General features: G+C 64.4%; 24 protein-coding genes and 1 pseudogene. 11 read left to right on the top strand and 14 right to left on the bottom strand.

Annotated features, from left to right (window positions below; genetic code table 11):
• Positions 1–16: 16 nt before the first annotated feature.
• Positions 17–475, bottom strand: a complete 459-nt coding sequence (dksA, locus tag ACFFF7_RS11315) for an RNA polymerase-binding protein DksA (RefSeq protein WP_379481458.1) — start codon at positions 473–475, stop codon at positions 17–19.
• Positions 476–818: 343 nt separating this feature from the next.
• Between dksA and ACFFF7_RS11310 the strand changes: the two genes are divergently transcribed.
• Positions 819–1,157: an SEL1-like repeat protein gene (locus tag ACFFF7_RS11310; protein ID WP_379481457.1), complete on the top strand. Its 339-nt coding sequence runs from the start codon at positions 819–821 to the stop codon at positions 1,155–1,157.
• Positions 1,158–1,160: 3 nt separating this feature from the next.
• Here ACFFF7_RS11310 and ACFFF7_RS11305 read toward each other — a convergent pair whose 3' ends face one another.
• Genes ACFFF7_RS11305 through ACFFF7_RS11285 form a run of 5 tightly spaced genes read right to left on the bottom strand, consistent with a single transcriptional unit; the run spans position 1,161 to position 4,393 of the window.
• A complete protein-coding gene (locus tag ACFFF7_RS11305) occupies positions 1,161–2,285 on the bottom strand; it encodes a GNAT family N-acetyltransferase (protein WP_379481456.1) in 1,125 nt (374 codons plus the stop codon).
• Positions 2,282–3,061: a glycerophosphodiester phosphodiesterase family protein gene (locus ACFFF7_RS11300; protein WP_379481455.1), complete on the bottom strand. Its 780-nt coding sequence runs from the start codon at positions 3,059–3,061 to the stop codon at positions 2,282–2,284. The genes ACFFF7_RS11305 and ACFFF7_RS11300 overlap by 4 nt, the downstream gene beginning before the upstream one ends.
• Positions 3,033–3,494: a RidA family protein gene (locus tag ACFFF7_RS11295; protein ID WP_379481454.1), complete on the bottom strand. Its 462-nt coding sequence runs from the start codon at positions 3,492–3,494 to the stop codon at positions 3,033–3,035. Before ACFFF7_RS11295 ends, ACFFF7_RS11300 begins: the two co-directional genes overlap by 29 nt.
• Positions 3,495–3,504: 10 nt before the next feature.
• Positions 3,505–4,119, bottom strand: a complete 615-nt coding sequence (locus ACFFF7_RS11290; protein WP_379481453.1) for an HAD family hydrolase — start codon at positions 4,117–4,119, stop codon at positions 3,505–3,507.
• A gap of 4 nt (positions 4,120–4,123) precedes the next feature.
• A complete protein-coding gene (locus tag ACFFF7_RS11285; protein ID WP_379481452.1) occupies positions 4,124–4,393 on the bottom strand; it encodes a DUF3572 family protein in 270 nt (89 codons plus the stop codon).
• A 37-nt stretch (positions 4,394–4,430) separates the two neighbouring features.
• Between ACFFF7_RS11285 and ACFFF7_RS11280 the strand changes: the two genes are divergently transcribed.
• Entirely contained in the window at positions 4,431–4,808 is a 378-nt protein-coding gene (locus ACFFF7_RS11280) for a response regulator (protein WP_379481451.1), read from the top strand.
• Positions 4,809–4,976: 168 nt separating this feature from the next.
• Here the strand turns inward: ACFFF7_RS11280 and ACFFF7_RS11275 are convergent, their stop codons facing one another.
• Both ACFFF7_RS11275 and ACFFF7_RS11270 read right to left on the bottom strand, forming a co-directional pair.
• A complete protein-coding gene (locus tag ACFFF7_RS11275) occupies positions 4,977–5,882 on the bottom strand; it encodes a CPBP family intramembrane glutamic endopeptidase (protein WP_379481450.1) in 906 nt (301 codons plus the stop codon).
• Positions 5,883–5,913: 31 nt separating this feature from the next.
• Positions 5,914–6,738, bottom strand: coding sequence for an AraC family transcriptional regulator (locus ACFFF7_RS11270; RefSeq protein ID WP_379481449.1), 825 nt, complete (start codon positions 6,736–6,738; stop codon positions 5,914–5,916).
• 390 nt (positions 6,739–7,128) lie between these two features.
• On the opposite strand from ACFFF7_RS11270, the gene ACFFF7_RS11265 reads away from it, so the two are divergent.
• From ACFFF7_RS11265 to ACFFF7_RS11250, 4 genes are all read left to right on the top strand, one after another.
• Entirely contained in the window at positions 7,129–7,368 is a 240-nt protein-coding gene (locus ACFFF7_RS11265) for an acyl carrier protein (RefSeq protein WP_379481448.1), read from the top strand.
• Positions 7,369–7,381: 13 nt separating this feature from the next.
• The gene (gene spt / locus ACFFF7_RS11260; RefSeq protein ID WP_379481447.1) at positions 7,382–8,635 is read left to right on the top strand and encodes a serine palmitoyltransferase; all 1,254 of its coding nucleotides are present in this window, start codon (positions 7,382–7,384) and stop codon (positions 8,633–8,635) included.
• Positions 8,628–9,416, top strand: a complete 789-nt coding sequence (locus tag ACFFF7_RS11255; protein ID WP_379481446.1) for a GDSL-type esterase/lipase family protein — start codon at positions 8,628–8,630, stop codon at positions 9,414–9,416. Before spt ends, ACFFF7_RS11255 begins: the two co-directional genes overlap by 8 nt.
• Positions 9,417–9,478: 62 nt before the next feature.
• Entirely contained in the window at positions 9,479–11,131 is a 1,653-nt protein-coding gene (locus tag ACFFF7_RS11250; RefSeq protein ID WP_379481445.1) for a hypothetical protein, read from the top strand.
• Here the strand turns inward: ACFFF7_RS11250 and ACFFF7_RS11245 are convergent.
• From ACFFF7_RS11245 to ACFFF7_RS11235, 3 genes are all read right to left on the bottom strand, one after another.
• Positions 11,124–11,747, bottom strand: a complete 624-nt coding sequence (locus ACFFF7_RS11245) for a glutathione S-transferase family protein (RefSeq protein ID WP_379481444.1) — start codon at positions 11,745–11,747, stop codon at positions 11,124–11,126. The two genes, ACFFF7_RS11250 and ACFFF7_RS11245, sit on opposite strands and share 8 nt — an antisense overlap.
• Positions 11,744–12,385 carry a YqaA family protein gene (locus ACFFF7_RS11240; RefSeq protein WP_379481443.1) on the bottom strand — a complete coding sequence of 214 codons (642 nt, stop codon included), beginning with the start codon at positions 12,383–12,385 and terminating at the stop codon, positions 11,744–11,746. Before ACFFF7_RS11240 ends, ACFFF7_RS11245 begins: the two co-directional genes overlap by 4 nt.
• 63 nt (positions 12,386–12,448) lie before the next feature.
• Positions 12,449–12,754, bottom strand: a complete 306-nt coding sequence (locus ACFFF7_RS11235; protein ID WP_379481442.1) for a YdeI/OmpD-associated family protein — start codon at positions 12,752–12,754, stop codon at positions 12,449–12,451.
• 183 nt (positions 12,755–12,937) lie between these two features.
• Between ACFFF7_RS11235 and ACFFF7_RS11230 the strand changes: the two genes are divergently transcribed.
• The 5 genes and pseudogenes from ACFFF7_RS11230 (at position 12,938) to ACFFF7_RS11210 (ending at position 16,165) form a co-directional block, all read left to right on the top strand.
• Entirely contained in the window at positions 12,938–13,423 is a 486-nt protein-coding gene (locus ACFFF7_RS11230) for a hypothetical protein (protein ID WP_379481441.1), read from the top strand.
• Positions 13,420–13,866 (top strand): annotated as a pseudogene (locus ACFFF7_RS11225) (terminase large subunit domain-containing protein); the annotation flags it as partial. The gene ACFFF7_RS11230 and the pseudogene ACFFF7_RS11225, both read left to right, overlap by 4 nt.
• Positions 13,838–14,272: a DUF2793 domain-containing protein gene (locus ACFFF7_RS11220; RefSeq protein WP_379481853.1), complete on the top strand. Its 435-nt coding sequence runs from the start codon at positions 13,838–13,840 to the stop codon at positions 14,270–14,272. The pseudogene ACFFF7_RS11225 and the gene ACFFF7_RS11220, both read left to right, overlap by 29 nt.
• Before the next feature lie 201 nt (positions 14,273–14,473).
• Positions 14,474–15,550, top strand: a complete 1,077-nt coding sequence (locus tag ACFFF7_RS11215) for an OmpA family protein (protein ID WP_379481440.1) — start codon at positions 14,474–14,476, stop codon at positions 15,548–15,550.
• Between the two features lie 84 nt (positions 15,551–15,634).
• Positions 15,635–16,165, top strand: a complete 531-nt coding sequence (locus tag ACFFF7_RS11210) for a superoxide dismutase family protein (RefSeq protein WP_379481439.1) — start codon at positions 15,635–15,637, stop codon at positions 16,163–16,165.
• A gap of 14 nt (positions 16,166–16,179) precedes the next feature.
• Here the strand turns inward: ACFFF7_RS11210 and ACFFF7_RS11205 are convergent, their stop codons facing one another.
• Genes ACFFF7_RS11205 through ACFFF7_RS11195 form a run of 3 tightly spaced genes read right to left on the bottom strand, consistent with a single transcriptional unit; the run spans position 16,180 to position 18,834 of the window.
• Positions 16,180–17,757 carry a spinster family MFS transporter gene (locus ACFFF7_RS11205; RefSeq protein WP_379481438.1) on the bottom strand — a complete coding sequence of 526 codons (1,578 nt, stop codon included), beginning with the start codon at positions 17,755–17,757 and terminating at the stop codon, positions 16,180–16,182.
• A 19-nt stretch (positions 17,758–17,776) separates the two neighbouring features.
• Positions 17,777–18,475, bottom strand: a complete 699-nt coding sequence (gene queC, locus ACFFF7_RS11200; RefSeq protein WP_379481437.1) for a 7-cyano-7-deazaguanine synthase QueC — start codon at positions 18,473–18,475, stop codon at positions 17,777–17,779.
• A gap of 41 nt (positions 18,476–18,516) precedes the next feature.
• Entirely contained in the window at positions 18,517–18,834 is a 318-nt protein-coding gene (locus tag ACFFF7_RS11195; RefSeq protein WP_379481436.1) for a DUF3617 domain-containing protein, read from the bottom strand.
• Positions 18,835–18,846: the final 12 nt, after the last annotated feature.

Here is an 18,846-nt window from a genome sequence, read left to right as displayed (position 1 = left end):
AATACCGCCACAGGGGTCAATCGTCGCGTGAAATCTTTTCGCGCCGTTCGTGCGCCTCCTGCGCCTCGACCGTCATGGTCGCAATCGGGCGAGCCGAAAGACGGCCGAGGCCGATCGGTTCTCCCGTAACCTCGCAATAGCCGTATTCGCCTTCCTCGATCCGCCGCAAAGCCGAATCGATCTTGGAAATCAGCTTGCGCTGGCGATCGCGGGTGCGCAGCTCGATCCCCCAGTCGGTTTCACTGGAGGCGCGATCGTTAAGATCGGGCTCGCGGATCGGGCCGTCCTGCAGCGACTGCAGGGTATCCTGCGCCGCCGACAGAATCAGCTTCTTCCATTCCTGAAGCAGGCGCCCGTAGTAGTCGAGCTGCGCTTCGGACATGTAGGGTTCGCTGTCACTTGGAACATAATCGCCGGCAATCGCCCGCTTCGCCTTGGCAAGGACGTCAATCTCATCCCCGAGAACCGTCGCCATACACTCTCCAATTCAAAACCGGACGGCCTGAGGTCCTGCAGTCCCGGGTACTCCCGGTGACCACCCCACCCGTTCGAGCGCGCCTATAGTGCTGGCTAGAATCCCGCACAAGCGCCAATGCGCGGGGCCATTACATTGTTCTGCCTTAGAGCTTTATGAACGACACCCCGGACAATTGAGCGGCCAATTCATCGCCCCGTCACACTATCCTGCAACGACGCGGCGGGGTGGCCGGCAAGAAAGTCGGATAGGGGTTAACCTTTTGTTGACCATGATCGTCAAAGTTGGGCCTGTCGGTGGCCGGGGATCGTTCCGGGGGGACCGCCGGCAGGGGGTACACGAAATGAATGCAGTCTGGATCCATAGCGAAGCGGCAACTGCACCGGCACTGGTCGGGGCACAGACCGAAGACATGCTGGTGGCAAGCTGCCTGGCCGCAGCGGCGGCTGGCGATACCAGCGCCTACTACGATCTTGGCGTCGCCTATTCGACCGGCAGCCACGGCGTCGACTGTGACCTGATCGAAGCGCACAAGTGGTTCAACCTGGCTGCGGTAAACGGCCACGGCGAAGCCCAGATGTGCCGCGCCGACATTTCCGATGAAATGACCGCCCGCGAAATCGCCGAAGCTCAACGCCGCGCCCGCGAATGGATCGCCGCCTCGGCCCGTCGCGCCGCCTGAGCCCTACCCTTGCTTCTTGAACGGCGTTCGCCCGGACAGATAAACCTGGTCGGACGCCACCCCAGCCCGTTCCCGCTCGAGGAAGCCGGCCACGGCTTCGCGAAAGCCAGGATCAACCAGATAATGCGCGGACCAGGTGGCGACCGGTTCATAGCCGCGGGCTAGCTTGTGTCCGCCCTGCGCCCCGGCTTCGACTCGCGCCAGGCCGCGCGCGATCGCCGCATCGATCGCCTGGTAATAACACAGCTCGAAATGCAGGAACGGCTTGTCGACCAGCGCGCCCCAATAGCGCCCGTATAGCGCGTCAGACCCGATCAGGTTGAGCGCCCCGGCAATCGGCCGGTCGCCGGCGAAAGCCAGGATCAGCAGGATCTGCTCCCCCATCCGCTCCCCCAGCAGATCGAAGGCGGCGCGGGTCAGATAGGGCCGGCCCCATTTGCGCGCGCCGGTGTCCTGATAGAATTGCCAGAACGCGTCCCAGTGCTCGGGCCGGATGTCCGCCCCGGTAAGGTGACGAATCTCCACCCCGTCCTGCGCCGCGGCGCGTTCCTTGCGCAGGTCCTTGCGCTTGCGCGACGACAGGTCGGCCAGGAAGCCCTCAAAGTCCGCATAAGCGCGATTGAACCAGTGGAACTGGATGTCGCTGCGCAACAGCCAGCCAGCAGATTCGAACAAGGGCACCTGCGCTGGCTCGATGAAGGTTGCGTGGGCCGATGACAATCCGTTCTGTCCGCACAGCTGCTCGGCGGCACGCAGAAGCGGTCCGGCCAGCGCCGGATCGGCCAGCAGCAGACGCGGACCTGTGGCCGGGGTGAACGGCGCGGCGATCTGCAGCTTGGGGTAATAGGCGCCCCCGGCGCGGTGCCAGGCATCGGCCCAGGCGTGGTCGAAGACGTACTCGCCCTGGCTGTGATCTTTCAGATACGATGGCAGCGCCGCGATCAACCGGCCGGCGGCATCGCTGATCGTTATCGGCGCGGGAGCCCAGCCGCTGCCCGGGCCGACACTGCCTGAGTCCTCCATCGCGCTGAGGAAAGCATGGCTGACGAAAGGATTTCCGCCGGCCAGTGCATCCCACTCGCCCGCCGGCAATGCCCCGACCGAAGGCCAGACCTGCGCTTCGATCACGGAACCCCCGCGCCCTCCGCAATCGGCGCATCGGCGTAAAGCGCGGCGCGCTCGCGCAGGTCCGGGCTGCGCACCGTCCAGGTCAGCAGCGGCAGTCCGCGCTTGCGCTGGGCGGCGGCGAAGCGGCTGGGCAGGTCGCGCACGTCATAGGCGAGGAAATCCGGCCGGGCGTGCCACAGCGCCAGGCGGCGGCGGATCATCCCGGGCAGCGCGGTGTCGTTCTCCTCGGTCACCACCAGCCCGCGCACGGTCAGGGGCGAGCGATTGTCGAACCAGCGCACGATCCGCGGGTCGAAGCTCATGATCGCGTGCGGCCCGGCATAGCCTTCCAGCACGCGGCGCACCGCCAGGCAGATCGCGCTGGTGCGGGCGTGGCTCTTGCGGCCCGACTTGATCTCGATCAGCAAGGGAACGCGCCCGCCGACCTGATCGAGCAGCTGGCGCAGCGTCGGGATCGTATCGCTCCCGCCCGACAGCACGATCTTGCCCAGCTGTTCGGCGCTGCGCTCGGCAATCGCGCCGCTTTCGGCAGTCAGCCGCTCAAGCGTGGCATCGTGAAAGATCACCGCCTGCCCGTCGAACGAGCGCTGGACATCGCACTCAATCCCCATGCCCCGCGCAATCGCTGCGGCAAAGGCGGCCGGGCTGTTTTCCGGCACGCCTGCCGAATGCAAGCCGCGGTGGGCATAGTCGGCGCTGCCCAGCCAGGCGACCTTGTCCGGCCTGGGCGCCGGCGCGCGCCAGCGATCAAGCAGGGCGAATGGCGACAACGGCATCGACCTCTACGGCTACCCCCAAAGGCAGGCTGTTGGCACTGACCGCGGCGCGGGCGTGCTTGCCCGCTTCGCCGAACACCGCGACCATCAGTTCCGACGCGCCGTTGGCAACCTTGGGCTGGTCGGTGAAGCTGTCGGTCGAATTGACGAAGGCGCCCAGCTTGACCACCCGTTCGACCCGGTCGAGCGAGCCGAGCGCGGCCTTGAGCTGGGCCAGGATCATCAGGCCGCAGCCCTGCGCCGCCAGGATGCCCTGTTCGACCGACACGTCAGCGCCGAGCTTGCCCTTGACCAGCTGGCCGTCGACGAAGGAGATCTGTCCCGAAACGAAGGCCATGTTACCTGCGATCACCACCGGGACATAGGCCGCGACCGGCGCGGCAGCTGCGGGGAGAACGATGCCGAGTTCGGCCAGGCGTGCGTCGATGCTCATGTGGGTCATCCTACAATCGCGAAAGCAGCCAGGGCAAGGCATGCTCCCAGGTGTCGATCCGGGCGTGGGCGTGGCCCGCCTCGAAACCGCAGGTGATGTGCGGGGCCAGGGTGGGTTCACCACATAGGTGAAGTCGGTCGATATGAGGAACCACATCGGCGGCAGAGCCGTGATGCTGGGCCAGATCGTCGATGAACACCGCGTGGCTTGGCTGGTATTCGTCAAGAATCGCCTGCAGCGCCGGGCCCTTGGGTCCCTGATTGGTGAAGACCCGCACGTCGATCCCGTGATCGAGCAGCTGCTGGCGCCGCGCAGCGTTGTGCTTGTCCGACAGGTTGGTCAGGACCACGACGTCGGCGTGGTCTTTCAGCGTGTTGATCGCGCCGACCGCCCCGGCGATCGGGGTCTGGCGGCCCATCTCGTTGTCGAAGAACAGGCCCAGATAGTGCCAGATCTGATCGGGCGGGATCGGCTCGCCGCTGGCCTTGTCGCGGATCGCCTTGCCGAAATCGTTGCCGACCAGCTTGAACGAAACCGGCTGGGTTTCCTCCAGCCATTCGCCGAACGGCACGATCATGTGCAGCAGCACTTCGTCGCAATCGCTGATGATCAGCGGCCTTACCATGTTCTTAAAGCCTTTCCCGTGCGGCCATCAGCGCGGCCGGTGCGACGCCCAGATGGTCGGCCGCGGCGACCAGATCGGGTTCGTGCTGCCCAAGGAATTCCAGCACCGCGCCCAGCACCGCCGGATCGCCCAGCCCGGCGCGCAGGGCATCGGCATCGAGCCCGGTCAGCGCCAGCAGCCGCTCGGCCCGGCCCTGGTCGGCCAGCACCCAGCCCAGCGCACCCAATGCCAGGGCGGCGGGATCGGCAGCAGGGGACGACGGTTCGCGCAACACTAGTCAGGCACTCGGAGTTTGGGCTAGGGCTCTGCCCATGGCAAAGCGCATCCTTGTTGTCGAGGACAACGACCTCAACCGCAAGCTGTTCTGCGATGTCCTGAAAAGCCAGGGCTATGCGGTGGAGCCCTGTGCCGATGGGCTGGAAGCGCTGGAGCGCGCCCGCCAGTTCGTCCCCAACCTGATCATCATGGACATCCAGCTGCCCAATATCAGCGGCCTCGACCTGATCGAAGCGGCCAAGGCCGACGCCACATTGCGCGCGATCCCGGTGCTGGCCGTCACCGCCTATGCCGGCAAGGGCGACGAGGAGCGGATCCGCGATGCCGGGGCCGAGGGCTACCTCGCCAAGCCGGTGTCGATCGGGCCGTTTATGGCTGCGGTGCGGGGGCTGGTGGAGAAGGCTGCGGTTTAGACTACGCTGACGGACTTGGTTCTGCCCGGCTGGTCGGCTTTGACAGGCGATTCAATCGGTTCAAAGGCCAGGAATGTCGGGAGTCCGGAATGTCTGAAGTTAGACGGGAACTTGCGAAAGCTGCCGTCCCCGGGATCTTGTGGAGCGCGGCGGCCAGGGTTGGCGTCCTCAACCTTGCGGATCGATTGCGTCGCGTTCGCGCGGCCTTGCAAACAACAGGACGATCAGGCTGGCGACAGTCAGCAGGGCAACTGCAAACACACTCCCCTCCGGCCCTTCCCCGGCACCGTTGAGATAGGCCGGCCCGACAGGTACCAATTTCACCACCAATGCTGGTAGATCGCTCTCCAAACCCGTAATCGGCACATCAAAGCCGGTGCCGCCAAACCAGTTCCAGCCGGTGTGCCAGCCCATCACCCCCCAGATGGAATTCGAACGATGCGCCCAAGCGCAGGCGAAAATCGAGAAGACGAAGGTCGTGACCAGCATCAGCAGCGGTGTTCTGGGCGAAAAGTGAAGAAAGCTGAAGGCGGCGGACGTCAATATGAAGGCGGCAGTCGTGTTCCAACGCCGCGTGATGGTTGAGAACAACCAGCCGCGAAAAACGAACTCCTCAATGCTCGCTTGCACGGTGAAGCCGGCGAGCAACAAGGCGATCCAGCCGAGCGCAACAGGGCTGGCAAAGGCTGGGGTCAGATCAGCGACACGGTATCCGCCGGAAAGGGCTATCGCCGTTACGATCGCGCCCATCATGGCGATGCCGACAGCCAGTCCCATAAGGAACTTTTTGAGCCGTCGTTCGCCGCGCAGTCCAACACTTGCGAGGCTTCTCTTTTCGACCCAGCGCACCCAGCCTAATGCCGTAAGCCCCATGGCGGTGAACGAAGCCAGGAGAAGGCAAAAGCCCAAAGGCCCCCGCGGCGAACCCTTCGCGTCAGTCAAACCGAGATATTCAAGTCCGAGATCGCCCGGCGTCATGCTGATGGCAAAGAGGAAAATGCAGATGAAGGGGGCGGCAATACTCGGCGCTATCCAGCCCTTGGGCGTCTCGTCGGAAAAGATGATCTGTGTCATGCCGCGAAGGCTAGCCGCCCGCCGAAGACGGCTATAGAATGATCGTGCGGTACAGGTCCGAACGCAGCCACTCCTTTGGCGTAAGACCAACGGCTTTGCGGAATGTGCGGCCGAAATGGCTCTGATCTGCAAAGCCAGCGCCATGGGCGGCCTCAGCCAGCGTCACGCCTTCGCGCAACAGCCGCTTGGCAAGATCGACCCGGCGGTGCTGCAGATAGCGATAGGGACTGGTGCCCAGCAACGCCCTGAAATCGCGTGAAAGCTGCCAGCGGTCGCAGTCGGCAACTTTTTCCAGGTGATCCAGTCGCGCACCGAAAACGAAAGTGGCGTCGAGAATTTCACGTGCCCGCATCACAGCTGTTCGGTTGGCTATCCTCACCTTTGCCGCCTTGCCAGCCGCGTCGTTCATGGCCTGCGCCAGATCGTACAGAGCATCTTCATAGGCACCGGGCTCTGCGACGCCCGCGCAGTCTATCACCATCCTCATGGCCGCGGCGATCAAGGCGGGATTCGTCGAGACGCCATTGGACACGAACGGCAGCTCCGCACCTCCAAGCACTGTCTGCACATGAGCCGGCGGAACATAGGCTGCCCAATAGCTGAAGCCAGCTTCATCGCGGCAATACCCATCGTGTATTTCGTCAGGATGGAGGATCAGCACCTGTCCTGGCAGCGAGTGTCGCATCACTTTGCGATAGTTGAACGCTTGTACCCCAGCCATAGTCAGCGCAATTGTGTAAGTATCATGCCGATGCGGCGAAAACCCGACCCCAACCATCCGGTTTGCGACTCGCTCGATCGGCTCGAACGAGTCGACAGGTCGAGACGGGTTCGAGGAAGGCGTGGCTGAGTGCATCGGTCATATATCGGATGTAAAAAGCAGGATGGCAAACCTTGCAAATTCTAGTCTGCCTGTCCGATCGTTCGCATAACTTTCAGGCTCCTGTTGCATTCCTGCAAAAAGAAGCGGCCTCCTTTGGTTGTGGGCGGTCCGTCGGTGCGGCATTTCCAACAAACCATCTGTTGGCGCTTCATCTGAATGGATGGCAGCAATCCATGGGTACATCCCCGGTGTCGATAGGCGGCAATCTTGGCGTGTCCGGAACGACGGCATTTTGGCTTGAATGGCGGATAGCCGACATTCCGAATGCCTTGGTAATTGTCCGCGCGCCTTACGGCGAAGTTTCGCCTATATTCCGCCCCATTCATCGGCCAAAGGGCCGGCAACACTTACCGGAGTATGTTCATGGACCGCGCCGAAACCGCCGCAAAGATCGCCGCGCTGATCGAACCCTTCAACAAGAAGGGCGTCGCGATCACCGATGCATCGACCTTTGCCGGCGATCTGGAATTCGACAGCCTGACGGTGATGGATTTCGTCGCCGCGATCGAGGACGAGTTCGACATCATCATCACCATGAACCAGCAGGCCGAGATCGAGACCTATGGCCAGCTGATCGACGCCGTGGTCAAACTGCAGGCTTAAGGACTTTACCGACATGAGCGAAGGCATCGACGAAGCCGACCGTCCGCAGGTGCTGGAAGGCCACGGCACCGACCTGTTCAGCAAGTTCGATCCGCTGATCGAAACGCGCCGCGCGCTGCTGGCGACCGGGGTGACCGATCCGTTCAACCTGGTGATGGAGCGGGTCGTCAGCCCGACCGTCGCGGTGTGCAACGGGCGCGAGACAATCCTGCTGGGCACCTACAACTACATGGGCATGACCTTCGATCCCGACGTGATCGAGGCGGGCAAGCAGGCGCTCGACGATTTCGGCAGCGGCACGACCGGCTCCCGCGTGCTGAACGGCACCTATGCCGGGCACCGCCTGGTCGAAGAGGCGCTGAAGGAATTCTACGCGATGGACCACGCCATGGTCTTTTCGACCGGCTATCAGGCCAACCTGGGGATCATCAGCACCATCGCCGGCAAGGGCGATTACATCGTGCTCGACATCGACAGCCACGCCAGCATCTGGGACGGCTGCAAGATGGGCGACGCCGAGGTCGTGCCGTTCAAGCACAACGATATCGAGGCGATGGAAAAGCGCCTCAAGCGCATTCCTGCGGGCGCCGGCAAGCTGGTGATCCTTGAAGGTGTCTATTCGATGCTGGGCGACGTCGCCCCGCTCAAGGAAATGATCCGCGTTGCCAAGGAGAACGGCGCGATGGTCCTGGTCGACGAGGCGCACTCGATGGGCTTCATCGGCCCCAACGGGCGCGGCGTGGCTGAGGACCAGGGCTGCCTCGAAGACGTCGATTTCGTTATCGGCACCTTCAGCAAGTCGGTCGGCACCGTGGGCGGCTTCTGCGTTTCGAACCATCCCAAGTTCGAGATCATGCGGCTGGTCTGCCGTCCTTACGTGTTCACCGCCAGCCTGCCGCCCTCGGTGGTCCACACCGCCGCGACCAGCATCCGCAAGCTGATGCACGCCGGCAACAAGCGCGCGCACCTGTGGGAAAACTCCAAGGTCCTCCACCAGGGGCTGCGCGATGCCGGGTTCCAGCTGGGTACCGAAACCCCGCAGTCGGCGATCATCGCGGTGATCATGCCCGATCTGGAACGTGGAGCGATGATGTGGGAAGCGCTGCTGCACGAAGGGCTCTACGTCAACCTGGCCCGCCCGCCGGCGACCCCGGCGAACATGACCCTGCTGCGCTGCTCGCTCTGCGCCGAACATTCGGCCGAGCAGGTCCAGACCATCATCGGCATGTTCACCCGCGCCGGCAAGGCGGTCGGGATCATTGGCTAGGTGGCTGACGGCCGCCGCGCTGCTGGCTGCCTGGTCCGTCCCGGCTGCGGCGGCTGAACCGGTGAACCCCTACCCCGCGCCCGGGATGAGCGAGGCGAGCTGCCCAGCCAGCCGCGACGGGCTTTGGGCGCTCGATCCCAAGGTGCTGCAAAGCGACTGGGCCTGGCTGTGCCGCTACCGCGCTGACAATGCCGCGATCGATCCGGCCGACCCGCCACAAGTGGTGTTCATCGGCGATTCGATCACCGAGAACTGGGTCGGAGCCGATGGCGACTTCTTCGCCCACGGCAACCTGGGTCGCGGCATTTCGGGCCAGACCAGCCCGCAGCTGCTGGTTCGCTTCTGGCAGGACGTGGTCGCGCTGCACCCGCGTATGGTCCACATCATGGTCGGCACCAACGACATCGCCGGCAATACCGGGCCGACCACCCCCGAAGCCTACCAGAACGCGGTGCGCGCGATGGTGGCCTTGGCCAAGGCCAACGGCATCGCCGTGGTGCTGGGCGCCATCCCGCCTTCAAACCGCTTTGATTGGGCCCCGACGCTCAAACCCGTGCCGTGGATCGCCCGGCTCAACGCATGGCTGAAGGACTATGCCGCAGGCGAGGGACTGGTCTTCGCTGACTATCACGCCGCGCTGGCTGGACCGGAGGGCGAGCTGCCGGCGCAATATGGGCCGGACGGCGTCCACCCCAATGCCGCAGGCTATGCGGTGATGCGGCCAATCGCGGAACGCGCGCTTGCCGAGGCGGAGAAGCAGGGCGACAAAGCAAAGCGCTGAGCGCCGCAGCGTGACACGGGCCACGCTTTCTGCAAGTCTCCCGCGGCAAGGGGGGAACACTGATGCGCCGCACTTACACACTGACACTGGCGGCCCTGCTGGCCGGGACGGCTCTGTCCGCCGCAGCGCAGGACATCCACGATCACGCGGCGACACCGGCGGTGCCTGCGATCAAGGCGGCAGAGGCAAAGCACGAAGAGCACAACCATGCCGACAGCACTGCCCCCCGCAACCCGCAATTGCTGACCGGTTATGGCAACGGCGGCTTCACCATTTCGGGTGCCAATCCCCAGGCCCAGGCGTTTTTCTCCAACGGGCTGGAGCTGCACGCCGCCTTCGCTCACCGCGCCGCGGTGCTGGCGATGAAAGAGGCGGTGCGCCTCGATCCGGCTTGCGCGATGTGCAAGTGGGGCGAGTCGCTGACCGATGGCCCGACGATCAATTACGGCAAGGATGCCAAGGAACGCATGCCCCTGCTTGCACTGGCGCGGCAGGCCGAAACGGCGGCGAAGAGCGGCAGCCCAAAGGAGCGCGCGCTGACTGCGGCGCTAGTCACCCGCTATCGCCCCGTTGCTGTCCACAAGGCCGACCAAGCCTATGCCGCGGCGATGCTGACTGTCGCAAAGACTTTTCCGGCCGACAATGAAATTGCCGTGCTCGCCGCCGACGCGCAGATGGTCTCGGCCTTCAGCGAAGACAGCGACGACTTCGACCATGCCGCGATCGACCGCGCGATCGCACTGATCGAACCCGTGCTGGCAAGAGCGCCCGATCACACCCCGGCGATCCATTTCTACATCCACGCCAGCGAAGTCGCGGGCAGGCCGGCCCTGGCCGAACCCTATGCCGACAAGCTTGCGGCACTGGCCCCGCGCGCCAGCCATCTGGTCCACATGCCCAGCCATACCTTCTATTGGGTCGGGCGGTATCAGGACGCCGCCGACACCAATCGCCGCGCGGTCGAGATCGGCAAGGCCAACGCCCGGGCGCTGGGCAACCCCGATCCGAAAGGCGTGTGGGACCTGCCCTATCACGCGCACAACGTGATCTACGGCCTGGGCGGCGCGCTGATGGCCGGGGATTCGCGCACCGCGCTCGATCTCGCCCGGCCCTTGGTCGAAGCCTCGATGGCGCGGGAAAAGGGCGGGCCGGGCAGCCAGCTGCTCAGCGCCTCGGGTTATTTCGTGCTGGCCCGGTTCGATCCGGCCAGCGTGCTGGCGCTGGGCGAGCCGAAGCTCGATTACCTCAAGGCGGCGCGGCACTATGCCCGCGGCGAAGCGATGGTCTGGCAGGGCGATCTTGCCGCCGCCAGGATCGAGCGCGACGCGATCCCCGAACAGATCGCCAAGGGGCCGCGCAAGGACTGGCCCAAGGATGCGACCGTCGCCGCCGAAGCCATGCTGGGCATCACCCGTGCCGTCCTCGATGGACGGATCGCCATGGCTGAAAAGCGCTGGGCCGACGCCGCCGCCGCCTTCCGCACCGGCGCGCTGCTCGAAGAGACCAAGGACTTCTCCGACTTCACCGATCCTCCGGCTTTCTGGTACCCGGTGCGCCGCGACCTTGCTGCCGCGCTGCTGGCGTCAGGCGATGCCGGCGGTGCCCAGCGCGAGGCCGAAACGGCACTGGTGCTGCGCAAGCACGATCCGGTAGCCGAGCAGATACTGGCTGCCGCGCAGGCGGCGCTGGCCAAGGATTCGCCCCTGATCAGGTAGCGATGGCACCTTCACCCTGCGCCGCCTTGGCGCGCTGGAACGCATCGCGCGAGCTCAGCCGTTCGAAATAGGCGCGCATGCCTGGCGTCACTTGCGCTTCCAGTCCGATGCTGAGCGCCAGCATCACCGCATAGCCCACGGAAATATCCGCCATGGTGAAGCGTCCGGCGCAGGCGTAGTCGGGGGCCATCAGCCCCTCGGCATTGCGCAGGCGGCTGCCGAACCATTCGGCATAGTCCTGCGCCGCCGCCTCGGCGCGGCCGGGTTGGAGGCGGGTGTAGCGCAGGTGGATCGTCTGCGGGAACGTCAGCGTCGCCTCGCCCATGTGGAGGAAGTTGAGGTAGGCGGGATAGGCTGCCTCATCCGGGGCGACCGCCAGATCGCTGGGACCATACCGGGTGGCGAGGAAATGCGGGATTGCCGCGCTTTCGGTCATCAGTTGGCCGTCCGCAACCAGCGCGGGCACGGTGCCGAGCGGGTTGATCTGCTTGAACCCTTCGGCCCGGGCGCGCGGCGGGAAGGGCAGCACTTCCAGCGCATAATCCAGCCCCAGTTCCTCCAGCGCCCACAGCGCGCGGAACGAGCGGGCATCGCGACAATGGTACAGCGTGATCATGCCGTAGCCACCTGTGCTGCAGCGGCGGCACATTTTTCCTCGGTCTTGTGATTGCCGCCACTGAGCATCACTGCGGCAACGAATCCGCCGACGACCAGCACGGCAAAGCCGGCGGTGGCGAGCGCGAGGTACTTGTCGATGAACGCCTTGATCGGCGCCCCGAATATCCGGAACAACACGCCGACGATCATGAAGCTGATCGCCCGGCTGACCAGGCTGGCGAGCACGAAGGGGACGAGCGGCATTGATATGAACCCGGCCGTTATCGTCAGCAGCTTGAACGGGATCGGGGTGGCGCCCTTGATCATGATGATCTCGGCCCCGTATTCGCGCAGATAGCACGCCGCCTTGGGGAAGCTTTCGCTCAGCCCGAGCAGGTGGAGCAATTGCGCACCGACAGTGTCGTAGAGGAAGTGCCCAATGGCATAGCCGAGCAGACCCCCGGCGACCGAGGCCAGCGTGGCGACCAGGGCAAAGCGCACCGCCTTTTTCGGCTGGGCCAGGCACATCACCCCCAGCACCGGATGCGGCGGGATCGGGAAGAAGCTCGCTTCGACAAAGGCGAACAGCGCCAGCCACCATTCGGCATGGCGGTGCGCCGCCTTGTCCATGGTCCAGTCGTAAAGGCGGCGCAGCATAGGATGGTCCCCGGTCGTGTCGAACCGGGCTGCTTTGTCCGACGCGCGGCGCAACTGCAAGCGCTAGCGCCGCTTGCCCTCGACCAGCACGGCCTGCTGCCACTTTGAAGGCGCCTTGTCGGTGCGGTGGATGCATCCGGCCCAGCAGCACGGGCGGCGCTTGCCCTCGTGCAGTTCCTCTCCGGTGCGGACAATGCGGCGCTGGCGGGTGGCGGGCTGCTTGGCATCCTCGACCCAGCAGATGAATTCGTTGCGGCCGAGCGGGGTCAGCCCCTGCCACAGCGCGGCCAGCGCGGGATCGGCAGCGATCGCCTGGCCGAGGTCATCGGGCAGCAGGTGAACCGTGCCATCGAGCAAGTCTGCGGTCATATCGGCAGGTTACGGCGCGGGACTGCGCTTGGCAATCGGCCAACGTCGCAACAGTAGCGAACCTATTTGGTTTTTTGTGCTTGACATCGTCACGCTCATTCGGTACATACAGGGAACATCGCGATAGACCGAGTCGCCCCGGCGGGCAGCTTCGGCGCTTCCCCCTCGATCACCGGACCGACAATGGCGAAACGCGCTTCCAACAAGGCGTGCGGCAAGACCGCGCAGCCCACATTCAAGGTATGGTCGCCGAAGTTCCTCAGCGAACTGGCCCGCACCTCCAACGTCACCGCCTCGGCCACACGCGCCGGGGTGGTGACCAGCACCGTCTACGAGGCCCGCCGGGCCAAACCCGAGTTCAACCGCGCCTGGCAGCGGGCGCTGTGCGAAGGCTATGAGTACCTCGAGATGGAGCTGCTCCACCGCCTGCGCACCGGCGAGGTCAAGCCGGCCAGCGGGGCCAAGCGCGGGGTGCGCAGCTTCGACAACGGCATCGCCTTTCGCCTGCTGCTGGCCCACAAGGACAGCGTATCGCGCCAGCGGGCGATCCGCGACAACGAGGACAGCGAGGCGATCGTCCAGGAGATCAACGCCAAGCTCGAAAAGATCCGCGAACGCCGCCTGGCCCTGCCCGCCCCCAAGCAAGGCGCGGGCGAGGGCGCGGAATGAAGCGCAATCCGCTGGTCGACACCCTGCTGGGCATGGAAACGCCCAAGCGCCTGCGGGCCTTGCGCGCCTTGAGCGACGAGGAAAAGAAGGAAATCCGCCATTTCTGGCCGGCCTGGGCGCGCGACGAACAATTGCCGCCCGCCGGGCCCGACTGGCGGCTGTGGCTGATCCTGGCCGGGCGCGGTTTCGGCAAGACCCGCGCCGGAGCGGAATGGATCCGCCACGTCGCCGAAAAGACGCCCGAGGCGCGCATCGCGCTGGTCGCCGCCAACCTGGGCGAAGCGCGCGCGGTGATGGTCGAGGGCGAGAGCGGGCTGATCGAGCGCGCCTCGCCCGGACGGGTGCCGCAGTTCGAGCCGAGCCTCAAGCGGCTGACCTGGCCCAACGGGGCCCAGGCGCTGCTCTATTCGGCGGGTGAACCAGAAAGCCTGCGCGGTCCGCAGCACAGCCACGCTCTCTGGCCAGGCCCAGAAAGAGCTGTTCGTGAACGAGGCGGTGTCCCGTTTGGACGCACTGGTACATCTCGCTATCGAGGGGGAACGCCCCGATCCTCCGGCAACGCCGGTCGATGGCCAGGCGTGGCTCATCGGCGCAGGCGCAACTGGGGACTGGTCTGGCCGATCGGGGCAGATTGCGGCACGCCAGGGCGGAAGCTGGCAGTTTTTCGTCGGGTGCGACGGGATGAGGGCACTCAACAGAACCACAGGGCAGGACCTGCGGTACCGAAATGGCTGGACGTCAGTGCCGAAACCGTCGTCTCCGTCCGGTGGAACGACCGTCGATGCCGAGGCACGAGCGGCCGTAGTCCAGATCCTTGCGGCGCTCTCGGCTGCGGGCATCACCACGTGAACGTTCCGCCTGACCACTTGCGTGGTTGATCTTTTTGCGTCGCATAGGAACCTTGAGCGCCCGGTCGCATTTCAACAGGACGGTTCAGAAACAGCGACATAAATGCCACACTGCGCATTTTTGAGCGCTTGCTTCGGGAACTCTATGGAGTTAGACGAATTGTACTCGGTGGCTCTAATCCTAAAAAAGGGGAAATCCAAAATGCGCAAACTGGTCATTGGAATGGCGCTTGCCTCCACTGCCCTTGCGTCGCCGGCTCTCGCTCGCGACGACTCGTGGTATGTTGAGGCTGATGCGGGCGCTATGATCGTTGAAGACGGTCATTTCAACATCGATGGCGTCGCTGACGTCGTTAAGGCAGACTACAAGACTGGCTATGATTTCGGCGGCATCGTCGGTTACGACTTCGGCGCCTTCCGTCTCGAAGCCGAAGCCAGCTATCGTCGTGCGGGCGTCGATGCTCTGACCGCTGGCGGTCAGACCTTCAGCGGCGCTGATGCCGGTGGCAGTGTCAGCGACCTCAGCTTCATGCTGAACGGCCTTCTTGACTTCGGTCCTGACGATGGCCTTCAGGGCTTTGTCGGCGGCGGTGTCGGCGTTGGTCGTGCCAAGTACACGGCGAACGACGATGTGGGCACCTTGCTCGATGATTCCGACACCGGTTTCGCATGGCAGGCTCTGGCCGGCATCCGTTTCCCGGTCAGCGACAATGTCGATCTGGGCCTGAAGTATCGCTTCTTCAACCAGAACGACGTCAACCTGATCGCGGTCGATGGTTCGGACGTACAGACCAAGCTGCGTTCGCACTCGCTGATGGCGACTCTGGCTTACAACTTCGGTGCGCCGGTGGCTCCGCCCCCGCCGCCTCCCCCGCCGCCGCCCCCGCCGCCCCCGCCGCCTCCCCCGCCGCCTCCGCCGGTCGTGGAATGCAACAAGGGCCCCTACATCGTGTTCTTCGACTGGGATAAGTCGGACATCACGCCGGAAGCCGCGTCGATCCTCGACAGCGCGATTACCGCCTATGGTAACTGCGCCAACACCCCGATCATGCTGGCCGGTTATGCCGACCGTTCGGGCAGCCCGACCTACAACCAGGGCCTGTCGGAACGTCGCAACACCTCGGTGCGCGGCTACCTCAGCTCGCATGGCGTGCCGGACGGCGCGATCACCAGCCAGGGCTTCGGGGAAAACAACCCCCGCGTGCCGACCGCCGATGGCGTTCGCGAACTCCAGAACCGCCGGGTGGAAATCACCTACGGTCCGGGTTCGGGCATGTAAGCTGCCTTTGCAGCAAAACGATTGGGGGGCCGGAGCAATCCGGCCCCTTTTTCGTTATAGCCCTGTCGAGGCTTCAAGAAGGACATGACGATGCGTGGATTTGCTGCTGCCGCTACCGCTCTGGTTGGTCTCGCCGGCTGTACAACCTTGGGTGACATACCCACCAAGCGCGTTGCATCAGCGACATTGCGCCTCGCCAATGGCACCCCCGCCGGGGAAGCCTTCATTACCGCGTCTGGCGAACGGCTGACGCTTTCCGTCGCCGCGATCGGACTGCCTGCTGGCGCGCACGGCATACATTTGCACACGACCGGAAGCTGCGATGCACCGACATTCGCAAGCGCGGGCGGTCACCTTAATCCCGCCGGACATCAACACGGAACGGCCAACCCGGCAGGCAGCCATCTTGGCGATTTGCCGAACCTGATTGCCAATACTGCAGGCCTTGCCAGCCTGAGCGCGCCATTGAATGGCCTGCGCAGCGATACCGAATCCGCGCTGTTCGATGGCGACGGGACGGCGTTGGTCATCCATGCAGCCCCGGATGACTACAAGACCGATCCGTCGGGCAACAGCGGCACCCGCATCGCCTGCGGTGTGATCAAGCGGGACTGAAGCGGGCCAGCTCGCTAAACCTCGCCGCTGCGCTCGACCAGGGTGCGTTCGGCTTCGGGGACCGAGCGGTAAGCGTAGATCAGAAGCGCCAGGGCGACCGGCGCAACGCCGATCAGCGAGAGAATGCCGGTGCGCAGGTCACCCATCGGCTTGCCATTCACCACCTCGCCGGCAAGATCGGAAATCTGCCCAACCATATAAGGCCCAAAGGACAAGCCGACCAAGGTTGTGCCAAGGAAGAAGGCAGCCGTTGCCGTTCCGCGCATCCTTGGCATGACCAGATCCTGCGTCGTTGCAGCAGCGGCACCAAGGGCTGCCGCCCCGCACATTCCGGCGACAAAGTTCATGGCGTAGAACAGAGTCCCGTTCTCGGTCGAATAGCCAATCCAGATTGGCACAATCGGAGCGATCACTCCAAATATGATAACCAGCACACGTCCAGCCGGGTTCCGGACCCGCAGCCGGTCAGCCACCCAGCCGCCAATAATTACGCCCAGGAACCCGGCAATCGCGCCATTGGCACCTAGCCAGAACGCAAGTTCCTGCTTGGGCAGCTGCAAAACGCGTTCGGCATAGGGTGCAGACCAGGCCCCCAGAGCCCAGGCCACCAGCGAGACGAGACTGTAGCCAAGCGTCGTGCAGATAAACGCGGGCGTCCCCCAAATAAGTCGAAACGTGGCCGGATCGCGGGCCTTCAACGTACACGCCCAGGAGAATACCGCGTAATAGCCAAACGCAATCGCGGACCATTGCGGCAGATTGTGAGTCAGGGCGATCATCAGCCACGCGACCAGCGCAGCAGCTCCGGCCACCGCCAGATTGATCGCCAAAGCAGCAGGGCCGCGCTGCCACGCGCCAAACAGTGTGAATGGCGGAACGATGCTCGACAGATCGGTGAGGAAGCTGCGGAACGGGGTTGGCGCCACGGGACTTACCGTTCCGTCCATCGCCCCGCGGATCGGTTCGCGAAGCGTTGCAACCCAGGCCGCCATTATCAATCCAGGCAATCCGACAATCAAAAACGCGGCCTGCCAGCCCACCAATCCGAATGGCCCGCCAGCGGGATAGGTGTGGTTCCAGGCCTGCCCGATGCGCGCGCCGATCAGCAGCGACACGCCGCCGCCAAGATAAAGGCCCGAGGAATAGATCGCCAGAGCCGTCGCGCGCTGGCGCTTGGGGAAATAGTCCGAGATCAGCGAATAGGCGGTCGGGCTGGCAGTCGCTTCACCGACACCCACCCCCATCCGGGCAAGGGACAGGGTCAGGTGGCTTCGCGCCAGGCCCGACAAGGCAGTCATCGCCGACCACAAGGCGAGTCCGACGCTCAGCAGCTTTTTGCGGTTCCAGTTGTCGGCAAGCCGTCCTAGCGGAATCCCGAACAGCGCATAGAAGACGGCGAAGGCGGCACCGAACAGAAAGCCGAGATCGGAATCGTTGAGTCCGAAGTGGGCCTTGATGTCTTCTGCCAGGATGCTGAGAATCTGCCGATCGATGAAGTTGATGATATAGACCAGCACCAAAACGCCGAGCACGTACCACGAATAACGCGTCGCGGTTCCCTGCGCAGAAACCGCATCCTTTTCATCCGACACCGCGTAGTCTCCCTAACGATTATGCCGCAGCGTAGCGGGTTCCGTCGACAATCCCAGCCTTTTCAAACCCCTCCTGGCGCAGCCTGCAGCTGTCGCAGCGCCCGCAGGCGCGTCCGTCTGGCAAGGGATCGTAGCAGGACCAGCTCAGCGCCGGATCAAGGCCCAGCCGGATGCATTCACGTGCAATGTCGGCCTTGCCCATGAATTGCAGCGGCGCATGGACGGTAAAGCGATCGCCTTCACTGCCCGCCTTGGTTGCGAGTCGCGCAAGCTCGGCAAAGCCGGCGATGAATTCCGGACGACAATCAGGATAGCCAGAGTAGTCCAGCGCATTGACCCCAATAAAGACGTCGCGTGCGCCCAGCGCCTCCGCCCAGGCCAGGGTGAGCGATAGAAAGACCAGATTGCGGGCCGGAACATAGGTCACCGGAATTTCCGGACCGACTCCGTCCTTGGGTACGTCGATATCCGCGGTCAGCGCCGACCCGCCGAACTGCCGCAAATCGAGCGGCAAGGTTACGTGGCGTTCCGCGCCAAGCACCGCGGCGATTTTGCTGGCCGCGTCCAGCTCGATCCGGTGACGCTGGTTGTAGTCGATCGTCAGGGCGTTGATGGCAAAGCCCGACTCCCGCGCCAAGGCGGCGGTGACCATCGAATCGAGACCACCTGACAACAGGACAACCGCACGCTTTTCCGATCCGGTACCAGGGTCGATCATCCCTTCCGGCTAGCGGGTGGATGCCGCCGAAGCAACCTTGCTCAATTCGCGCAGTCGCCGATCCGGCGCGCCTCGGCCGTGAACTCAAACGGAAGACCCTTGGCGATGCCCTGGCTGTCGATCTGGACCAGGCGGTTGGTCTCACGCCGGATATGGGTCCGGCCATAGCCGCGTCCACGGCAGGTGTACTGCACCGTGACTTCGTTCGCGCCGTCCTGCACGACAAAACGGTCGCACATGTCTGCCTGATGGCGCAGCTGGATCAGCTTGCGGCCGTGATCGATACAGATGCGCTGGGGCGCACCGCCCTCACCCCGCACGCGAAGTTCCCAGTTGCCGGCATCGAGTGCGTCAAGCATGCCAAGCGACTG

The organism is Novosphingobium aquiterrae (genome assembly GCF_042434435.1).
Taxonomy (GTDB): Bacteria; Pseudomonadota; Alphaproteobacteria; order Sphingomonadales; family Sphingomonadaceae; genus Novosphingobium; species Novosphingobium aquiterrae.
The sequence above is the reverse complement of the archived record's forward strand: the minus strand, read 5'-3'. Positions and strand labels throughout refer to the sequence as shown.